The organism is Spirosoma luteolum, assembly GCF_054778875.1.
Genome location: NZ_BAAGZE010000022.1, coordinates 126,291 through 143,366, shown reverse-complemented (window position 1 = coordinate 143,366; position 17,076 = coordinate 126,291). Strand labels below are relative to the sequence as shown.

At 54.6% G+C, this 17,076-nt stretch carries 14 protein-coding genes; 11 read left to right on the top strand and 3 right to left on the bottom strand.

The window, feature by feature from the left end; genetic code table 11:
- Positions 1–142 precede the first annotated feature (142 nt).
- Positions 143–874: a carboxypeptidase-like regulatory domain-containing protein gene (locus tag ACYVAC_RS19830; RefSeq protein ID WP_461099534.1), complete on the top strand. Its 732-nt coding sequence runs from the start codon at positions 143–145 to the stop codon at positions 872–874.
- Between the two features lie 92 nt (positions 875–966).
- On the opposite strand, the gene ACYVAC_RS19825 is transcribed toward ACYVAC_RS19830, so the two are convergent.
- Together ACYVAC_RS19825 and ACYVAC_RS19820 are read right to left on the bottom strand one after the other, a co-directional pair.
- Positions 967–2,409, bottom strand: a complete 1,443-nt coding sequence (locus ACYVAC_RS19825) for a tetratricopeptide repeat protein (protein WP_461099533.1) — start codon at positions 2,407–2,409, stop codon at positions 967–969.
- A 114-nt stretch (positions 2,410–2,523) separates the two neighbouring features.
- Positions 2,524–3,561, bottom strand: a complete 1,038-nt coding sequence (locus tag ACYVAC_RS19820) for an NAD-dependent epimerase/dehydratase family protein (RefSeq protein ID WP_461099532.1) — start codon at positions 3,559–3,561, stop codon at positions 2,524–2,526.
- Positions 3,562–3,878: 317 nt separating this feature from the next.
- Here ACYVAC_RS19820 and metG point away from each other — a divergent pair, with 317 nt between their 5' ends.
- The 8 genes from metG to ACYVAC_RS19780 all read left to right on the top strand — a co-directional run bounded on the left by metG (position 3,879) and on the right by ACYVAC_RS19780 (position 14,589).
- Positions 3,879–5,930, top strand: a complete 2,052-nt coding sequence (gene metG / locus ACYVAC_RS19815; protein ID WP_461099531.1) for a methionine--tRNA ligase — start codon at positions 3,879–3,881, stop codon at positions 5,928–5,930.
- A gap of 331 nt (positions 5,931–6,261) precedes the next feature.
- Positions 6,262–8,205, top strand: a complete 1,944-nt coding sequence (locus ACYVAC_RS19810) for a KUP/HAK/KT family potassium transporter (RefSeq protein WP_461099530.1) — start codon at positions 6,262–6,264, stop codon at positions 8,203–8,205.
- Between the two features lie 100 nt (positions 8,206–8,305).
- Positions 8,306–9,367 (top strand): NAD-dependent epimerase/dehydratase family protein, encoded by a 1,062-nt coding sequence (locus tag ACYVAC_RS19805; RefSeq protein ID WP_461099529.1) that lies wholly within the window; start codon positions 8,306–8,308, stop codon positions 9,365–9,367.
- 314 nt (positions 9,368–9,681) lie between these two features.
- Positions 9,682–10,311: a helix-turn-helix domain-containing protein gene (locus ACYVAC_RS19800; protein ID WP_461099528.1), complete on the top strand. Its 630-nt coding sequence runs from the start codon at positions 9,682–9,684 to the stop codon at positions 10,309–10,311.
- Between the two features lie 399 nt (positions 10,312–10,710).
- Complete coding sequence (locus ACYVAC_RS19795) at positions 10,711–10,890, top strand: hypothetical protein (protein WP_461099527.1); 180 nt, start codon at positions 10,711–10,713, stop codon at positions 10,888–10,890.
- Between the two features lie 259 nt (positions 10,891–11,149).
- Positions 11,150–11,812 (top strand): hypothetical protein, encoded by a 663-nt coding sequence (locus tag ACYVAC_RS19790; RefSeq protein ID WP_461099526.1) that lies wholly within the window; start codon positions 11,150–11,152, stop codon positions 11,810–11,812.
- On the top strand, positions 11,809–12,318 hold the full coding sequence (locus tag ACYVAC_RS19785; protein WP_461099525.1) for a hypothetical protein: 510 nt from the start codon (positions 11,809–11,811) through the stop codon (positions 12,316–12,318). The genes ACYVAC_RS19790 and ACYVAC_RS19785 overlap by 4 nt, the downstream gene beginning before the upstream one ends.
- Positions 12,319–12,426: 108 nt before the next feature.
- On the top strand, positions 12,427–14,589 hold the full coding sequence (locus tag ACYVAC_RS19780) for a peptidase domain-containing ABC transporter (RefSeq protein ID WP_461099524.1): 2,163 nt from the start codon (positions 12,427–12,429) through the stop codon (positions 14,587–14,589).
- 81 nt (positions 14,590–14,670) lie between these two features.
- On the opposite strand, the gene ACYVAC_RS19775 is transcribed toward ACYVAC_RS19780, so the two are convergent.
- Positions 14,671–15,441, bottom strand: coding sequence for a sulfite exporter TauE/SafE family protein (locus ACYVAC_RS19775; RefSeq protein ID WP_461099523.1), 771 nt, complete (start codon positions 15,439–15,441; stop codon positions 14,671–14,673).
- Positions 15,442–15,523: 82 nt separating this feature from the next.
- Between ACYVAC_RS19775 and ACYVAC_RS19770 the strand changes: the two genes are divergently transcribed.
- Positions 15,524–16,282 (top strand): phosphatase PAP2 family protein, encoded by a 759-nt coding sequence (locus ACYVAC_RS19770; RefSeq protein ID WP_461099522.1) that lies wholly within the window; start codon positions 15,524–15,526, stop codon positions 16,280–16,282.
- Positions 16,283–16,370: 88 nt separating this feature from the next.
- Positions 16,371–17,045 (top strand): heme exporter protein CcmB, encoded by a 675-nt coding sequence (locus tag ACYVAC_RS19765; RefSeq protein WP_461099521.1) that lies wholly within the window; start codon positions 16,371–16,373, stop codon positions 17,043–17,045.
- The last annotated feature ends 31 nt before the right edge of the window (positions 17,046–17,076 follow it).

Below are 17,076 nucleotides of genomic sequence, written 5' to 3'. Positions count from 1 at the left end.
CCCCCGCTTTCTGTTACGGTGGCAGGCAACATCGTCCGGGTCTTAACAAAGGTTAAATTATGGCCGGGCATGCCCATCCCCTCCGAATCATTCGTTATTTTGTCGGGTTATTGACTAAATACGCCGTACAGCTTAGGTTGGCATGAAGCACTCATTCCTATATATTACCCTGATTGGTCTGCTGTTGCTGCTGGCATCGGGCCGGTTCACAACCGCCCGGGCACAGGGGCAGGAGCGTCAGGTTACGTTTACCGGCTTCCTGACCGGGGGCAAAAACAACGAGCCCCTGCCCGGCGCTTACATCTACATTCCGAAGGCAGGCAAAGGGGTTCTGTCGGCCCCCAACGGTTATTTTGCGTTGCCCGTTTATCCCGGCGACAGTATCATCTTCAGCTACGTCGGTTTCAAAACCCAATACCATATTATTCCACGTCGCCTGACCGAGCTGACTTACTCGGCCGTTGTTGCCCTGCAGGAAGACGTGAAAACGCTGGCCGAGGTGAAGGTGTATCCCTACGCGACGGAAGAGCTGTTTAAGGAAGCCTTTGTGAACCTGAAACTGCCCGACGAAAAAGAGCGCGAGAACCTGGCCCGCAATACCGACCCGGCCGCTATCATGCGGATGGCAGCCACCATGCCGATGGGTGCTGCGGCTAACCACCAGAGTTTTGTCAATCAGCAGTTTTTTGGGCGCGAGTCGGTCGTGAACCGGGGCTTCCAGCCCACCTTTGCCTTTACCAATCCCTTCGCCTGGGCCAACTTTATCCGGTCGGTGAAACGGGGCGATTACAAGAGCAAAGAATGGCGGGCCGAATTCAACAAAGCCCCCCGCGAGAACGTATCCCGTAAGGAACTGCTCGACGACGCCAACTGATACCGACACCCATACCTGATCCAAAACGAAGGGGCTCATGCACACGCATGAGCCCCTTCGTTTTGGTGGCGGCTTATAGACAGTTACTCCGATCAGGCCATTGCGCCCTTATCGTCGTCGGTGTCGGGCTGATTGTCCTTACGATACTGCTGAATGATTTTGTAGAGCGCCTTCTGTTTTTCCAGTTCGGGAAAAAATTCGAACAGCTGTACATGCGCGTCGAAGTCGAGCGATAGCCCCGCTTCGAGCCGGATGAGTGCTTCGCGGTAGTGACCGGCATGGATCAGGTAGACTGCCGACCGGTAATATAGATCGGGCTCGGCAGGCATATCGTCCAGACCCGCCTGAATGATGTCGTTGGCTTTCAGGAAGTCGCCCTGATCGAAGGGTACCAGCGACCAGGTCAGGTACACATCGGGGTTTTGCCCGTCGACCTCGGCTGCTTTTTCAAAAGCCTCGACACTCGACAGCACGTTGCCGACTTTATATTCGGTTTCGGCCAGGGCGAGGTAATACTCACCGTTATTGTCGTTGATCTTGATGGCTTTCTGCAAAAACGGCAGCGACTCATACCACTTGCCCGATTCGCTCAGACACACCCCGATACCGTACCAGGCTTCATCCCAGAGCGCATCGAGTTTGATGGCTTCGCGATAGGCCTGAATGGCTTCGGGAACGCGGTCTTGCTTTTCGATACTGGCGCCGAGGTGGCAGTAGGTATCGGCGGTTGGCTCCTCGAACTTCAGCGTTTCGCGGTAACAGTGCTCCGCTTTCTCGAACAGCCCCAGATTCATGTACGTGTTACCCAGGTTGAAGTGAGCCGACGCAAAGTCATCTTTAATGATGATGGCGTAGTCGTAGGCCTCCGCGGCCTCGGGGTAACGGGCCAGCTTACTGTAGGCAATACCAATGTTGTACCAGGCATTATGGGAATAAGGCTCCTGATCGATCAGCTGCTGGTAATACGACAGACTGTTTTCGAGTTCACCCGTAATATCGAGGCAGAAGGCCAGTTCGTACAGCGCGTTTTCGTTGTTGATGTTGAGCGCAATAGCCCGTTTATACTGCTGAATGGCTTCGTCGTACTTGCCCCAGTTCTGATAGCTCTGGCCCAGCTGAAACAGAATGTCGTCTTTATCCTCGGCGCGGTCGAGCAGCTCGCTCAGCACGCCGATGGCTTCCTGATAGCGCCCGGCCATATTCAGTACCGAGCCCTCCATAAAGGATACGTCCAGATCGCCGGGGTTGAACAGCGATGCCCGCTCGAGCAGGGCCAGCGACTCATCGAAACGCTGGTAGTTGGCCAGAATCTGGGCTTTGTCGAGCAATAATTCCAGGGCATAGGGGAAGTTTTCGAGCCCGGCTTCGGCTGCTTTGAACGCCTTGTCCAGATCGCCCCGATTCAGGTAATGCTCCACCATCTGCTCATAGACATCAAGGTCGAAAAACTGACTCTGCTGCTGATCCAGCATTTGCTCAAACCGCCGGATCGACTCCTTTATATCCCCTTCTCGTTCTTCAAACTCTTGCTCCATGCGTGTGCCTCTAAAAGTGTTGAGCGGATAGGGGCCGCACCAGTGGTGCGATTTATCCTGTGGCAGTTAAATATACCATCTGTCGACCGGATTTGCAACCGGTCAACGCAAAAATCAGCGGCTGTTTCGGCTCATCCGCCAGGCCTGTCCAACCCGTTTCAGAGTCTCACCCAGCGGACGGTACTGAAAACCAATGGCCTGCCGAATACGCCGGCCATCATAGCTGTACAGCAGGCTGGCCGTTACCGACGCATCGCGCGTAACGAGTGGTTTTCGCCCCGTCAACCGGGCAACCAGCGACTCGATAGGCCAGATGATCTGACTGACCAGCCGCGACACCCGGATGTAGGGTGGTCGCGTCTGCATGGCCTCCGCTAACTGTTCAAACAAGTCTTTGTACGGAATGGTGCCCCCGTTCAGGATGAAGCGTTTGTTCTGAATCGGGCTGGCGAGTAGCTGCACCAGCGCATCGGCCACGTCGAGCACATCGACCAGGTTGACCAGTCCGCCCATGTAGTACCGGCGCTCCTGGGCCAGATATTCCACAATCTGCAGACTGCTGCGCCCCCACTGTCCCACCCCCAGCACGATGGTCGGGTTTACGATCACGGCGGGCAAGCCCTCGGCCGTACCGCGCCACACTTCCAGTTCGGCCCGGTGCTTGGCCTTGCCGTAGGCCGAGTTATAGGGCGACTCTTCCCACTTCTGGTCTTCATTGATAAAAATCGGATCGAGCTGGCTCTGGCGATCGGTGGCGGGCGTGCGGGCGGGCCGGCTCAGGGCCACTACCGAACTCACATAGGCCAGTTTCCGGACACCGGCCCGCAGGCAGGCGTTGACCACATTGGCCGTGCCATCGACGTTGACTTTCTCCATCAGAGCCCGGTCGCGGGGCAGAAAATTGACCAGAGCAGCCGCGTGAACCACGTCGGAGCCCGGTTCGATGGCCGCTTCGAGCGAGGGAATGTCGAGTACATCACCTTCGTGCCAGCTTAGCTGATCGGCGACATCGGCCAGCAGACCATAGTCTGAATCGGGACGTTTCAGCGCCGACACACGCCGGCCGTCGGCCAGGCAGCGCCGGGCAACGTGTGAGCCAATCAGCCCCGTGGCGCCGGTAATAAAAACAGGAGGTTCAGCAGTGGTATTCATTCAGGTTACGGTTAAGCAGTATGGGGCAGGGCTACCCAGGCCACCAGCGCGTCCGAAACCGCTGGCTACCGGGCCGAGTCAACTGACGATGACCCCATTGGAGAGCGATCGGGTACGATGACCAGAGCCGACTATCACGGGCAGCAGACGAAATCGGCGCGTTGGTGCGTATCGGGCGCGGTTGCCTCTTTTCGTAAACATAACGCCAATCGTCACTGAATTGCTAATTTTGGGTTTAAATGTCGCGCCTGCCAGCGGCTGCCAGGGTCCGGGTCGGATGCTGTGGGTCGGTTGAGCAGGTGGCACCCTACCAAGCTATGTCGCTCGAAAATCCCCAGCGTTATACCGTTACGGCAGCCCTTATTTACGCCAACGGACCCATTCACATTGGCCACCTCGCCGGTTGCTACCTGCCCGCCGATATCTACGTGCGGTACCTGCGGGCCACCGGCAAAAATGTCGCCTTCATCAGCGGCACCGACGAACACGGGGTGCCCATCACCATCAAAGCCAAGAAAGAAGGCATTACCCCGCAGGAGGTAGTCGACAAGTACTACACCCAGATTAAACAGGCATTCAGCGATTTCGGTATCTCGTTCGATATCTATTCCCGCACCTCCAACCCGGTACATCACCAGACCTCCCAGGACTTCTTCACCAAGCTCTACAACCAGGGCGATTTTGTAGAAGAAGTAACCGAGCAGTATTACGATGAGGTGGCGGGGCAGTTTCTGGCCGATCGGTACATTGTGGGTACCTGCCCCGTGTGTGGCAACCCCAATGCGTATGGCGATCAGTGCGAACGGTGCGGCACCGCCCTCAGCCCGACCGAACTGATCGACCCCCGCTCTACCCTGTCGGGCTCGAAACCTGTTCTGCGGGCTACCAAAAACTGGTTCCTGCCCCTCGACCGGATGCAGCCCCGGATTGAAGACTACGTAAACGGGCATTCGGAGTGGAAAACCAATGTGTTTGGCGCCTGCCAGTCGTGGCTCAAGGAAGGGTTGCGCCCCCGCGCCATGACCCGCGACCTCGACTGGGGCATTAAGGTACCCCTGGCCGACGCCGACGGCAAAGTGCTGTACGTCTGGTTCGATGCCCCGATCGGCTATATTTCCATGACCAAGGAATGGGCCGAACAGCAGGGACACGACTGGGAGCCCTACTGGCGCGACGAAAAAACCAAGCTGGTCCACTTCATCGGTAAAGACAACATCGTGTTCCACTGCATCATTTTCCCGGCGATGCTGATGGCCGAAGGCTCTTTTATTCTGGCCGACAATGTGCCGGCCAACGAGTTTATGAACCTCGAAGGGGATAAGATCAGTACCTCGCGCAACTGGGCCGTCTGGCTCCACGAATACCTCGAGGAACTGCCCGGCAAACAGGATGTACTGCGCTACGTGCTAGCCGCCAACGCCCCCGAAACCAAAGACTCGGAGTTTACCTGGAAAGATTTCCAGACCCGCAACAACTCGGAGCTGGTGGGTATCTTCGGTAATTTTGTGAACCGGGCAATGGTACTCACCCAGAAGTTCTGCGACAATACGGTACCCGTGGCCGGCCCCCTCACCGACTACGACCGGCAGGTGCTCGACGAGGTAGCGCAGTTTCCCGACCGCATCGGCCAGTCGATCGGGCAGTACCGGTTCCGCGAAGCGCTCGCTCACCTGATGGATCTGGCGCGGCTGGGCAACAAATACCTGGCCGAAACCGAACCCTGGAAAGTAGTCAAGACCGACCCGCAGCGGGCCAATACCATCCTGAACCTGGCCCTGCAGCTATCGGCCACGCTCAGCATTGTCTGCGAGCCGTTCCTGCCCTTTACGGCCGGGAAACTACGCACCCAGCTGGCCCTGACCGATCCGCTCGACTGGACGAATGCCGGCCGCCCCGACCTGCTCACAGCGGGTCATAAGCTCGGCAAGAGCCAGCTCCTGTTTGCCAAACTAGAAGATGACGAAATAAACCGGCAGGTACAGAAACTGCTGGACGCCAAACGCATGAACGAGTTAGAAACCAAAACAGTACCCGCCCTGCGCGACCAGATTCAGTACGACGATTTTGCGAAACTGGATATCCGCATCGGTACCATAACCGAAGCCGAACGGGTACCCAAGAGCGATAAGCTGCTGAAACTTAGAGTCGACGACGGGCTGGGTGGCCGGCAGATTCTGAGCGGCATTGCCAAACACTTCAGCCCCGAAGAGCTGATTGGCAAACAGGTTACGTTTCTGGCCAACCTGGCCCCGCGGAAAATGATGGGTCAGGAGTCGCAGGGGATGATTCTGATGGCCGAAGACCGCGACGGTCAGCTGGCCCTGCTGCAACCCGGCCAGGGGGTCTGGAACGGCGGCACGGTATCGTAGGGTAAGGTGCCAACAGAGACGGTCCACTTAAAAAATGGACCGTCTGCTAAACACACCTAATTAAAACTAAGCCTCCAGCAACCGGTGGTTGACAGAGCAATTAGCTTTTACATACGGTGCCGGCAGCCTTTTGGATTGCCCCGTATAGACCCAGGGTGCCGTTGCAGTACCCAACTGGCCGGCAAAACACAGGACCGATTTGGCCGTTTATGATTTCGATATCGGACCGTTACTTAGCCGGGCAGCATGACAATAAAGTCGGACAACGGTTATCTTTGCCCACGTCTCAACCAACGCCACCTGACTTGCCAAACGACTACAGCCTGCATTCATGGAAGACAAAAAACATTTAGATACCGTCACGGCGGCCGGGCTACTGGTGGCCATGGGTATCATTTACGGCGACATCGGTACGTCGCCCCTGTACACCCTGCGCGCCATCATCGGGTCAGAGAATGTCATTAAGGCCGATGTTGTACGGGGGGCTCTCTCCTGCATCTTCTGGACACTTACGCTGCAGACCACGGTCAAATACGTTATCCTGATTCTGCGGGCCGACAACCGGGGCGAGGGGGGGATCTTCGCCCTGTATGCGCTGGTTCGGCGGCACGCCCGCTGGCTGACGCTGCCGGCCATAATCGGGGGCTCGGCGCTGCTGGCCGATGGTATTATTACCCCACCGATTTCGGTATCGTCGGCCGTGGAGGGGCTAACGCTGATCTACCCCAATATCGAAACCATCCCGATCGTACTGGCGATTCTGACCGTACTGTTTCTGATTCAGGCCTTCGGTACGAGCGTCGTCGGCACGGCGTTCGGGCCCATCATGCTCATCTGGTTTCTGATGCTGGGTACGCTCGGCATTGCCCAGCTGATTCAGTCGCCCGGCATCCTGGCCGCCCTCAACCCCTACTATGCCTACTGGCTGCTCACCGAGTATCCAGGCGGGTTCTGGCTGCTGGGGTCGGTGTTTCTTTGTACGACGGGGGCCGAAGCCCTTTATTCCGACATGGGCCACTGCGGCCGTAAAAACATCCGGGTGAGCTGGGTTTTTGTGAAAAGCTGCCTGATCCTGAATTACTTCGGACAGGGTGCCTGGCTACTTGGTATCGAGGGACAGGTGCTGAAAACCCGAATTCCGTTTTACGAAGTGATGCCGCCCTGGTTCCTGACCATCGGTATCGTGATTGCTACGGCCGCCACGGTCATTGCCAGCCAGGCCCTGATAAGCGGGTCGTTTACGCTTATCAGCGAAGCCATCCGGCTCAATTTCTGGCCCAAGGTACGGCTGCGTTACCCCAGCGTACAGAAGGGGCAGCTGTATGTACCGAGCGTGAACTTGCTGCTGTGGGCCGGCTGCGTGGGCGTAGTGCTTTACTTCCGCGAATCGTCGAACATGGAAGCGGCCTACGGGCTGGCGATCACGCTGACGATGCTGATGACCACCATGCTGATGTCGTATTACCTGTACGTCAAGAAATTCCAGGCGTGGGGCATCGTGCTGTTTCTCTTCGTTTACCTCGGTATCGAGGGCTCGTTTCTGATCGCTAACCTGATCAAATTCCCCCACGGCGGTTTTGTATCGGTGCTGATCGGGGCGGCTATCGCCGGGGTCATGTATATCTGGCTTCAGGCCTTCCAGATCAAGCTGCGTCTGACTGAATACGTCCGGATCGATCATTACCTTCAAACGATCAAGGAGCTGAGCCGCGATATCAGCATCCCGAAGTACGCCACGCACCTCGTCTTTATGAGCAATGCGGCCCGGCAGTCGGAGATCGAGTCGAAGATTATTTATTCGATCTTTCAGAAACGGCCCAAACGCGCTGATATCTACTGGTTTGTGCACGTCGACACCACCGACGATCCGTACACCATGGAATACAAGGTGAATACGCTGGCGCCCGACGATGCCTACAAGGTTACGTTCCGGCTGGGTTTCCGGGTCGAGCAGCGCATCAACCTGTTCTTCCGGAAAGTAATCGAAGACATGGTGAAAAACAAGGAAGTGGATATTACGAGCCGCTACGAATCGCTGCGGGGTCAGAACGTGATCGGCGACTTCCGGTTTGTGGTACTCGAGAAGTTCCTGTCGTTCGAGAACGAACTGCCTTCCCGCGAACGGCTGATTATGAATATCTACTTTACGATTAAAGGCTTCACCACCCCCGAAGACCGCTGGTTCGGACTCGACAGCAGCTCGGTTAAGGTCGAGAAAGTACCGCTGGTGATCCGCCCCGTCGAAAACGTCAAACTTAAACGCATTGCCTCCTGACCGTTATCGTGTAGTACAGTTATACCGTTGTAACGTTGGCGGCCGCGTCACTTTGCCAGGTTACGACTGTACGACTTTATAACGGTACAACTAACTAATTATGAAACTTCTTATCACCGGCGGTGCCGGTTTTGTGGGGGCCTCGCTGGCTATTTCGCTGAAGCAGAACTACCCCAACTACCAGATTTTTGCCCTTGACAACCTCAAACGGCGCGGCTCGGAGCTGAGCCTGTCGCGCCTGAAAGCGGCCGGCATCGAGTTTATCCACGGCGACATCCGCAGCAAGGAAGACTTCGATGCGTTGCCCGCCGTCGATACCGTGATCGAAGCCTCGGCCGAGCCTTCGGTGCTGGCTGGCCTCGACGGTACGCCCGATTACCTGATCAACACCAACCTGTTCGGCACGGTCAACTGCCTGAACTACGCGCTGAAGCATAGAGCCAGCTTTATCTTCCTGTCGACGAGCCGGGTGTATCCGATCAAGACCATCGAAACCCTCAACTTCGCCGAAGCCGACACGCGTTTTGTGCTGACCGACGATCAGCCGGTGCCGGGTGTTTCGTCGAAAGGTATTGCCGAAGATTTTCCGCTGACAGGCGCCCGCTCGCTCTACGGCACCACCAAACTGGCGTCCGAACTGCTCATTCAGGAATACAACGAGTTCTACGGCCTCAAAACCGTCATCAACCGCTGTGGCGTTATCACGGGTCCGTGGCAGATGGGCAAAGTCGACCAGGGCGTGATGGTGCTCTGGATTGCCAAGCACTTTTTCGAGCAGCAGCTGGCTTACATCGGTTACGGTGGCACGGGCAAACAAACCCGCGATATGCTGCACATTGCCGATCTGTACCGCCTGATCGACTGGCAGCTGCACAACCTCGACGCGGTGAACGGCGAAATCCTGAACGCGGGGGGCGGCACTGAAAGTAGTGCTTCGCTGCAGGAGCTGACCAAAATCTGCCAGGAAGTAACCGGTAAAACCATTCCGATCAAGGCAGTAGCCGAAAACCGGGCGGCCGACATCCGGCTCTACGTCACCGACAACACCCGCGTGACGGAACTGACCGGCTGGAAACCCCAGCTTGGCATACGCGAAATCGTGACCGACATTCACGACTGGCTGAACGAGAACAGGGCAGCCCTGGAGCCGATTCTGAAGTAACTACCGTTGAGGAATGACCCCAGGTCATTCCTCAACGTATATATACTATAGATATAGTGACTATGAAAACATAATTCATTGTATATCAACCAATTATCTATCAATTAGATGTAAACGACTTATGGTCTCGATACCAGTATAGGGCCTGTCAAAAGCATAAATCAACGTGCTCAATTTTACGTAGTTACTCAGGCATTACTAAATAGTTTTTCGTGTGGCATCAACATTATTTACTTGCGCACATCGATCAAAAAAGTTACATTGGTGCATTAGTTATATCTATCCTCGTTATAGTGATTACTACCGCACCGTAAATGAACATAGTTACCCTATGCAGCCGCCGTTCAATCGCTTTGAGACTTGCTGCTGCCTCCGACAACGCCGGATTGAACTGGCCAATTACCCAATTCAACCTAACTCTCTTTCGGGAACGCGTTGCGGTGGAGAAACCCCGCTTTGTGCTCGTCGCAAACGAACACCTCGAAGATCCCTCTTTATTCACAACCATCAGAGAGAGTAGCCCTCAAACGGCCATTATAGTTTGCCTGACGCCGGATACCGACACGAGTTTATGCCTGTGGACCATGCTGGATCATCTGGAATTCGATGTACTCTGTACCGTCGATGAGTTAACCGACTGTTTGCTGACTCTCAAAGCCGGACGATTCTATCAGTCTTCGTTGCTCCAGACACATTCAGTGGTAATTGCAAGAGAAATGCTGCCCGGCTGGCAGTGCCTGACAGCTGCCGAGCGACGCGTGCTGAAGCTGATAGCTGATGATAAAAGTGGCCCGCAGATTGCCAACTCGTTGTGCCTCAGCGAGCGGACTATCAATAATCACAAAGCGCGGATCTCGCAGAAACTGAACATAGGTGGCGGGCCGGGAAGCCTAACCCGCTACGTGTTGGCAAACAGGAATCAAATCCAAAAACTACTTGATTGAAAGGGAGTTACAAACTATTATAAGTAAGTTTTGGGCAAGTTTACCCAGGCAAAAATGAGCAGGCTTACCCAGGAAAAAGGGGTAAGCCTGCTCATGTACCGGACGCGTTCGAGTGTCACCTTTGTAACGTTAACGCGCAATAAAGGCGAACGCCGAAAAGCCTGTAAAAGAGTAGGCGACTTTTTATAAACGTAGCAATATGAAAAAGTTAGAAATCAGCCAAATGACACTGACGCAGTGTGGGCGATTAAGTCCTTGTGCAGAGCAAGTTATAGGCGGAGCGGTTCTCGCAGCTTGGGGTATGGGCTGGACAGGACCAGGGGCTTTATTAGCCGCAGTGGGTGGTGCAATGATGGGTGCCGCTGGGGGAGGATGTTTCAGCAGCTAATTTTAAGAAAAATGAAAAAAAAGCTATCTTACGAATTAATGCAATCAATTAGTGGCGGTAGCCGGGGCACTTCCTGTTTAGTAGGAATGTTGGGAGCCGGTATTACTGGACAAGTTTATGCAGGTGGTAACCCTGCGGGATTTATAGCCGGTGTTGCTGTTGGTGCATTTATGTACTGTGATGTTTTATAATTTTTAACGGGCGGGCTGTACAAATGAGGTATAGCCCGCGTTTTTTTATGAAGAGTTCATCATTTTGGGAGATACTATTTTTCCCCGCATGCCTGCTAATAATTGTCCTATCTGTTATTTTGAAGTTGGATGGGCTACTGAAAGTGGCTTCAATCGTGGGCCTGTTTCATTCTTGCCGATTCGCATACCTATTCTACAAGGGAAGGAGATTTGACTGACGTATGCAACGATCAGCTAAGTTTCCGTTTCACGTAATCTCATGACTAATAAATTTATAGTTTACCAAGCTTCTTTTAGCAAATTATGGTGGTTGTACGTAACTACTGTAGCCATAACGATTTTAGTGGCTTCTGCCAGTCAATACCTCCTGATATCTGACGAATTGTATTTTAATGGCTTAGCTGACCAAATGACATTTGAACAAATTGAAAACTTTATTGACCAAAGCCGTCAATGGTCATGGTTGCCTTACATTATTCTGCCTGTTTTTAACTTGTTCAAATTTTTAGTTATAGCATCTCTTGTGAGTTTAGGCTATTACTTCGTGTTTGATAGGTGGGTATTCAGGCCATTCTTTCTGGTTGTCATTCAAGCCGAACTGGTCTTGTTGCTTCCCGCTGTCGTCAAGCTATTATGGTTCTTGTTCGTCAAAACGGACTACTCCTTAAATGACCTACAGTTTTTTTACCCGCTGAGTTTACTAAATCTGCTTGAGCCGCAGGAGGTAGCCAAATGGCTACTATATCCATTGCAGTTAACGAACCTCTTTGAGTTGGCGTATTGGCTGATGCTGGCATACGGCGTTGCTCAGATCGTCAAGTTGCCGATGCCAAAGGCGTTTGGATTAGTAGCCGCTTCGTATGGCACAGGTTTGTTGGTGTGGGTCGCTTTTGTGATGTTTCTAACCGTCAGCATGGCATGAAAACGTATTTAAAATGGACTATACCTGTGCTGGTGCTGGCAGTATTGGCCTATCTGGCCTGGGGGTTTACAAACAAACTTAACCGCAAAAAAGAAGTTGCTGAGCGCATTCAGACGCTACCTAATTTCGTAGCATATAGTTTCGACCGTCTGAAGATCAATCGCACTATAGTGGCCAACCGTTCGGCGGTGCTGATCTACTTTGATCCCGACTGCGACCACTGCCAGCGCGAAGCTGATGAACTTCGCCGAAAGGCCGCTTTACTTAGCTCCGCCCGGGTCATTATGCTTTCGTCGGCACCGGTAGCTGCCCTGGCCACCTTTGCGAAGGCGCATCAACTCAATAGCCTGCCCACTGTACAGGTAGCCCACATAGATAGAAAAACGGCTTATGAAACCTTCGGCTTCGCATCTGTGCCCGATGTGCTGATCTACCACGCCGACGGGTCTCTGTCAAAACGCTTCCGGGGCGAAACCAGCGTCGAAGCCATTGCCCGCAATCTCTGATTCTTCTCCTACCCTGCTATTGGCTATCAATTATGGAACAGATTTTATCGGTTCTCTGGGACCTGCTTTGGCTTTTCGTGGAGTACTTCAAGCAAAGCCCTTCATAACATGATGACGCGTAAACGCATTGACCGGACACTCGTGCGGCAACAGGGACATGCCGACTGCGGAGTAGCCTGTTTAGCATCGGTATTGGCCTACTACGGTGGCTATAGCCGGCTCGAACGCCTGCGCGAACTGAGCGGTACCGATCAGCAGGGCACTACCCTGCTGGGCCTGTGCCAGGCTGCTTCGCAACTTGGTTTCGATGCCGAAGGACTGGAAGCTGACTCGGTCGAAAACCTTAAAACCGATGTTAGCGGCCCGGTTATTCTGCACGTCCTGATCGAGAATAGATTACAGCATTACGTGATTTGTTACAACTGGGATGCGCGCAATCAGCGATTTATCATTGGCGACCCGGCACGGGGCATTGTCCAGTTTACCGCCGACGAACTGACCGCCATCTGGCCCTCCCGGGTACTGCTGGCCCTAACGCCAAACGCGTTGCTCCAGCAACAGAGCGACCAGAAACGCGCTAAGCAACGCTGGTTACTGGGTCTCATCCGGGACGATGCGCCCCTGCTGGCCATCGCTACGGGACTGGGCATCATAACGGCGGGATTGGGCCTGTCGACAGCTATTTTTTCGCAAAAACTCATCGATGAGATTTTGCCTGAACACGACACTAAACGATTGACTCTCGGGTTAGTCTTGCTGGCTTTTCTGTTGGTAGCGCGGGCAGTAGTAGGCTATTTGCGCGGCTTTCTGCTGAACCGGCAAAGCCGCGATTTCAATAATCGTATCATCAGCCAGTTTTATGGTGCATTGCTGTACCTGCCTAAGTCATTCTTCGACAGCCGAAAAACCGGCGAACTCGTTGCTCGTCTGAACGATACGGGTCGCATTCAGCGGACTATTAACCACGTAACAGGTGCGGTAGTCATCAACGCCCTGATGGTGCTGGTATCGGCAGGATACCTGTTTACCTATTCAGTTTGGGTGGGACTACTAAGTATCGCCAGCATTCCGCTCTACGGTGGTTTGATGTGGCGATACCACCAGCGCATCATCGACGGGCAACGTAGCGTTATGGCGACTTCGGCACATACCGAAAGCAACTACGTCGATACTATTCAGGGCATCGATGTGATCAAAGCGACTAACCGGGAATCGTTCTTTGGATCCATTACCAACGTTGTGTATGGTAACTTTCAGGAGAAGGTGTATCAGCTTGGCCGGTTAGGCTTACGCTTCAATTTAACCGCTGAGATCATCAATGCCCTGCTTATTGCCGGTCTGATTGCCGTAACATCGGTGCTGGTCGTGCAGAAAACACTGCAATTGGGTGAAATGATGGCTATATTGACCTTAGTTGGCAGCATTCTGCCCGCTGTAGCGAGTCTGGCTCTGACGAATATCCAGTTGCAGGAAGCCAATGTGGCTTTTGAACGGATGTATGAATACGTTCACCTCGACCCCGAACAGCCTGCCAACCCTACTGCCACGCCTAATCCTGCTCCAGGTTTTGAGTCGATGGACATCAGTAACCTTACGTTCCGATTTCCCGGTCGGCCGTTGTTACTGGAAAATGTGTCGCTGACCGTTCGAAAGGGTGAACTGGTAGCCCTACTGGGTGAGAGTGGGAACGGAAAAAGCACGCTGCTTCAACTCGTGCAGCGTTTTTATGCACCCGAAAATGGGCAGCTACTTGTCAACGACATCGATTGGAAACACATAGATACACCAACGTGGCGGCAGCTAATCGGCGTTGTGCCACAACATGTCAAACTGTTCAGCGGTACGTTGCTGGATAACATTTGTCTCGGTGATACGGCAAAGGAAGCCGAACGCGTCGTTGCGTTCTGCCGACAATACGGATTCGACCGGTACTTCGAACACTTTCCGCAAAGCTACCTGACTTTACTGGGCGAAGACGGCGTAAACCTATCTGGCGGGCAACGACAGTTGGTAGCCCTGGCACGGACGTTATACCATAAACCTCAACTGCTCCTGCTCGACGAGCCAACGGCCGCCATGGACCGTCACACCGAAGGGTTTGTGACGGACTTACTCGAACGCTTGCGGCCTTCCATGGGCATTCTGCTCATCACGCACCGGACCAGTTTAGCCGCCATTGCTGACCGCGCCTATCAACTCGAACGGGGTAAACTCATACGCCATGATTTACTAGCTAGCCAAACCAGCGAACCCGTGTTAGCATCCTTTTAGATCGTTCCAATAAGTCACTGAAATCGGGCTCCAGAGTCAGCTTTCACCTAAGGACCAGGGTCGATAGCGTATGCTCCCCACCTACCGCCCCACCAGATCCCAACCGAAGCGCAGGATGGTGGCGGCAATAACGAGCAGGAAAAAGACCCGGATAAACCCGTTGCCTTTCAGCAGGGCCAGCCGGGCGCCCAGAAACGCGCCCAGCAGGTTGGCAACCGCCATGGGCAGGGCAGCCGCCCAGATAATTACCCCCTTATTCACGAAAAACACCACGCTGGCCAGGTTGGTAGCCGCGTTGACCAGTTTGGCGTGTGCACTGGCCCGCAGAAAGTCGAACCCGACGAGCGAGATAAAGCCCAGCACCAGAAAGCTGCCCGTGCCAGGGCCGAAAAAGCCGTCGTAGAACCCCAAGACCGCCCCCATGCCCCACATTCGGATGCGCTGCTGACGCGGGCTCACCACGCGGTGGGGCAACTGGCCAAAGTCTTTTTTGGTAAGCGTATAAACAAACACCCCAATCAGGATCACCAGCGCAACGGGCTTCATAAACCCATTCGGTACACGGGTCAGCACCAGCGAGCCCAGCCACGACGCGCCAAAGGCAATGCCCATCATGGGGCCAATAAACCGGCCTGCCACGGCCACCCGCCGGCTGTACTGAAAAGCACCCATCAGGCTACCGGCCAGCGAGGGAATTTTGGTTGTGCCGATCAGCGTTGGCACAGGGTACTGCGGCAGGGTAAAGAGCATAGCGGGCGTCTGCACCAGCCCACCCCCGCCGATAATGGCATCGATAAAACCCGCCAGAAAGGCGAACCCGCAAAGCGTTAACACTGTACTTACCTCAATCATAACGCTGCAAACATAGCACATCGCCCCCACCCGATTGGTTGGTCGATGGCTTGCTTCGCGCTACCCGTCGTCGTCACGCCCTATGCTTCGTTCCCTGATTCGCGTCCTGCACCGCTATGTCCCCGTCACCCGTTCGTACCGCGTTACGCGCTGGTTAGTCAGGCGCCTGTCGACTGACCGCTTCGATGGTCTGCCGCTCACGGTCCTGCTGGCCGTGCTGGTAGTAAGCCTGATGACGCTGTCGGAGATTGCCGAACGCATCGTCAGTACCAGCCCCATGGTGCAGATCGACATGGCTTTTTCCCGACTGCTGTTTAACACCCGCAGCGCCCGCGTCAGCCAGTTTCTCTACGGTCTTACCTATCTGGGGTCGGCCTACGCCACGGTTTTCTTTCTGCTGCTGGGGTCGGTGGTGCTCTGGTTCCAGCGCAAACGGCGACACATACTGGTTTTGTGGTTACTGGTGGTGGGCATGGCCATTACGGTGCAGGCGGGCAAACGGTATTTTGTCCGGCCCCGCCCGGCGCAGGTGGGTTATTATACCGAAGTGGGCTACTCATTTCCGAGCGGCCATTCGGCTACGGCCATGACGCTCCACGGGCTGGTGGGTTACTGGATCGTGCGGGGGCGTCGGCGCATCCGGCACCGGCTGCTGGTGGGTATAGGCACGATTATACTCATCGGACTGGTTGGATTCAGCCGCATCTACCTCGGTGTTCATTACCTGAGCGATGTGCTGGGCGGCTATCTGCTCGGACTCAGCTGGCTGGTAGTAGGAATTGTTCTGTTGGAATGGCAACCCCGCAACGGCCATCCGACTGAGCTGCCCCCTGCGGCCTGATCCGCCCGGGCCGCTGCCCACGGGTGCGTAGGTTCAGCCGATGAAACTATTTCTTTTACCCATCGGCATTGCACCGTAAATTTGTGGCATGGCAGGATCGGTACGGCAATTGGGAGCGCTGATGCGGAAAGAGTTTCTGCTGGAGTGGCGGCAGCGCTATGCCCTCAATGGCATGCTGCTCTACATTGTGGGGGCGGTGTTCACGTGTTACATGAGTTTTAACGCCCGGCGCGGGCTGCTGACACCCATTGTCTGGAATACCCTATTCTGGATTGTGCTGCTTTTCACGGCCATCAACGCCATTGCCAAAAGCTTCGTGCAGGAACGGGCCGGCCGTCAGCTCTACTATTACGTGCTCGCCAGTCCACAGCAAATCATCCTGGCCAAGATTGGCTATAATACGATGCTGATGCTGGTGCTGGCCCTGCTGGGCTTCGGCGTGTATGCGTTCGTGCTGGGCAACCCCGTTCAGGATGTCGGCATGTACCTGATCACGCTGGTGCTGGGCGCGGTTGGTTTCGCGGCCTCGCTGACGCTGGTATCGGGCATTGCCAGCAAAGCCGAGAATCCGGCTACGCTGATGGCGGTGCTCAGCTTTCCAATCATCCTGCCGCTGCTGCTGATGCTGCTTAAATTATCGAAGAACGCCCTCGACGGCCTCGACCGTGGTTCCAGCCTCGACGAAATCGGCACCGTACTGGCCATCGACGTCATTGTGCTGACACTTTCGTGGCTGCTGTTTCCGTTCCTATGGCGAAGCTGAGCGGCACTGTAAACTGTAAACTATATACCGT

Coding starts and splice junctions, on each gene's coding strand:
- ACYVAC_RS19775 (WP_461099523.1), bottom strand. CDS start 15,441: ATGATTGAGGTAAGTACAGTGTTAACGCTTTGCGGGTTCGCCTTTCTG.
- ACYVAC_RS19800 (WP_461099528.1), top strand. CDS start 9,682: ATGAACATAGTTACCCTATGCAGCCGCCGTTCAATCGCTTTGAGACTT.
- ACYVAC_RS19810 (WP_461099530.1), top strand. CDS start 6,262: ATGGAAGACAAAAAACATTTAGATACCGTCACGGCGGCCGGGCTACTG.
- ACYVAC_RS19825 (WP_461099533.1), bottom strand. CDS start 2,409: ATGGAGCAAGAGTTTGAAGAACGAGAAGGGGATATAAAGGAGTCGATC.
- ACYVAC_RS19765 (WP_461099521.1), top strand. CDS start 16,371: ATGGCAGGATCGGTACGGCAATTGGGAGCGCTGATGCGGAAAGAGTTT.
- ACYVAC_RS19770 (WP_461099522.1), top strand. CDS start 15,524: ATGCTTCGTTCCCTGATTCGCGTCCTGCACCGCTATGTCCCCGTCACC.
- ACYVAC_RS19785 (WP_461099525.1), top strand. CDS start 11,809: ATGAAAACGTATTTAAAATGGACTATACCTGTGCTGGTGCTGGCAGTA.
- ACYVAC_RS19820 (WP_461099532.1), bottom strand. CDS start 3,561: ATGAATACCACTGCTGAACCTCCTGTTTTTATTACCGGCGCCACGGGG.
- ACYVAC_RS19790 (WP_461099526.1), top strand. CDS start 11,150: ATGACTAATAAATTTATAGTTTACCAAGCTTCTTTTAGCAAATTATGG.
- ACYVAC_RS19805 (WP_461099529.1), top strand. CDS start 8,306: ATGAAACTTCTTATCACCGGCGGTGCCGGTTTTGTGGGGGCCTCGCTG.
- ACYVAC_RS19780 (WP_461099524.1), top strand. CDS start 12,427: ATGATGACGCGTAAACGCATTGACCGGACACTCGTGCGGCAACAGGGA.
- metG (WP_461099531.1), top strand. CDS start 3,879: ATGTCGCTCGAAAATCCCCAGCGTTATACCGTTACGGCAGCCCTTATT.
- ACYVAC_RS19830 (WP_461099534.1), top strand. CDS start 143: ATGAAGCACTCATTCCTATATATTACCCTGATTGGTCTGCTGTTGCTG.
- ACYVAC_RS19795 (WP_461099527.1), top strand. CDS start 10,711: ATGAAAAAAAAGCTATCTTACGAATTAATGCAATCAATTAGTGGCGGT.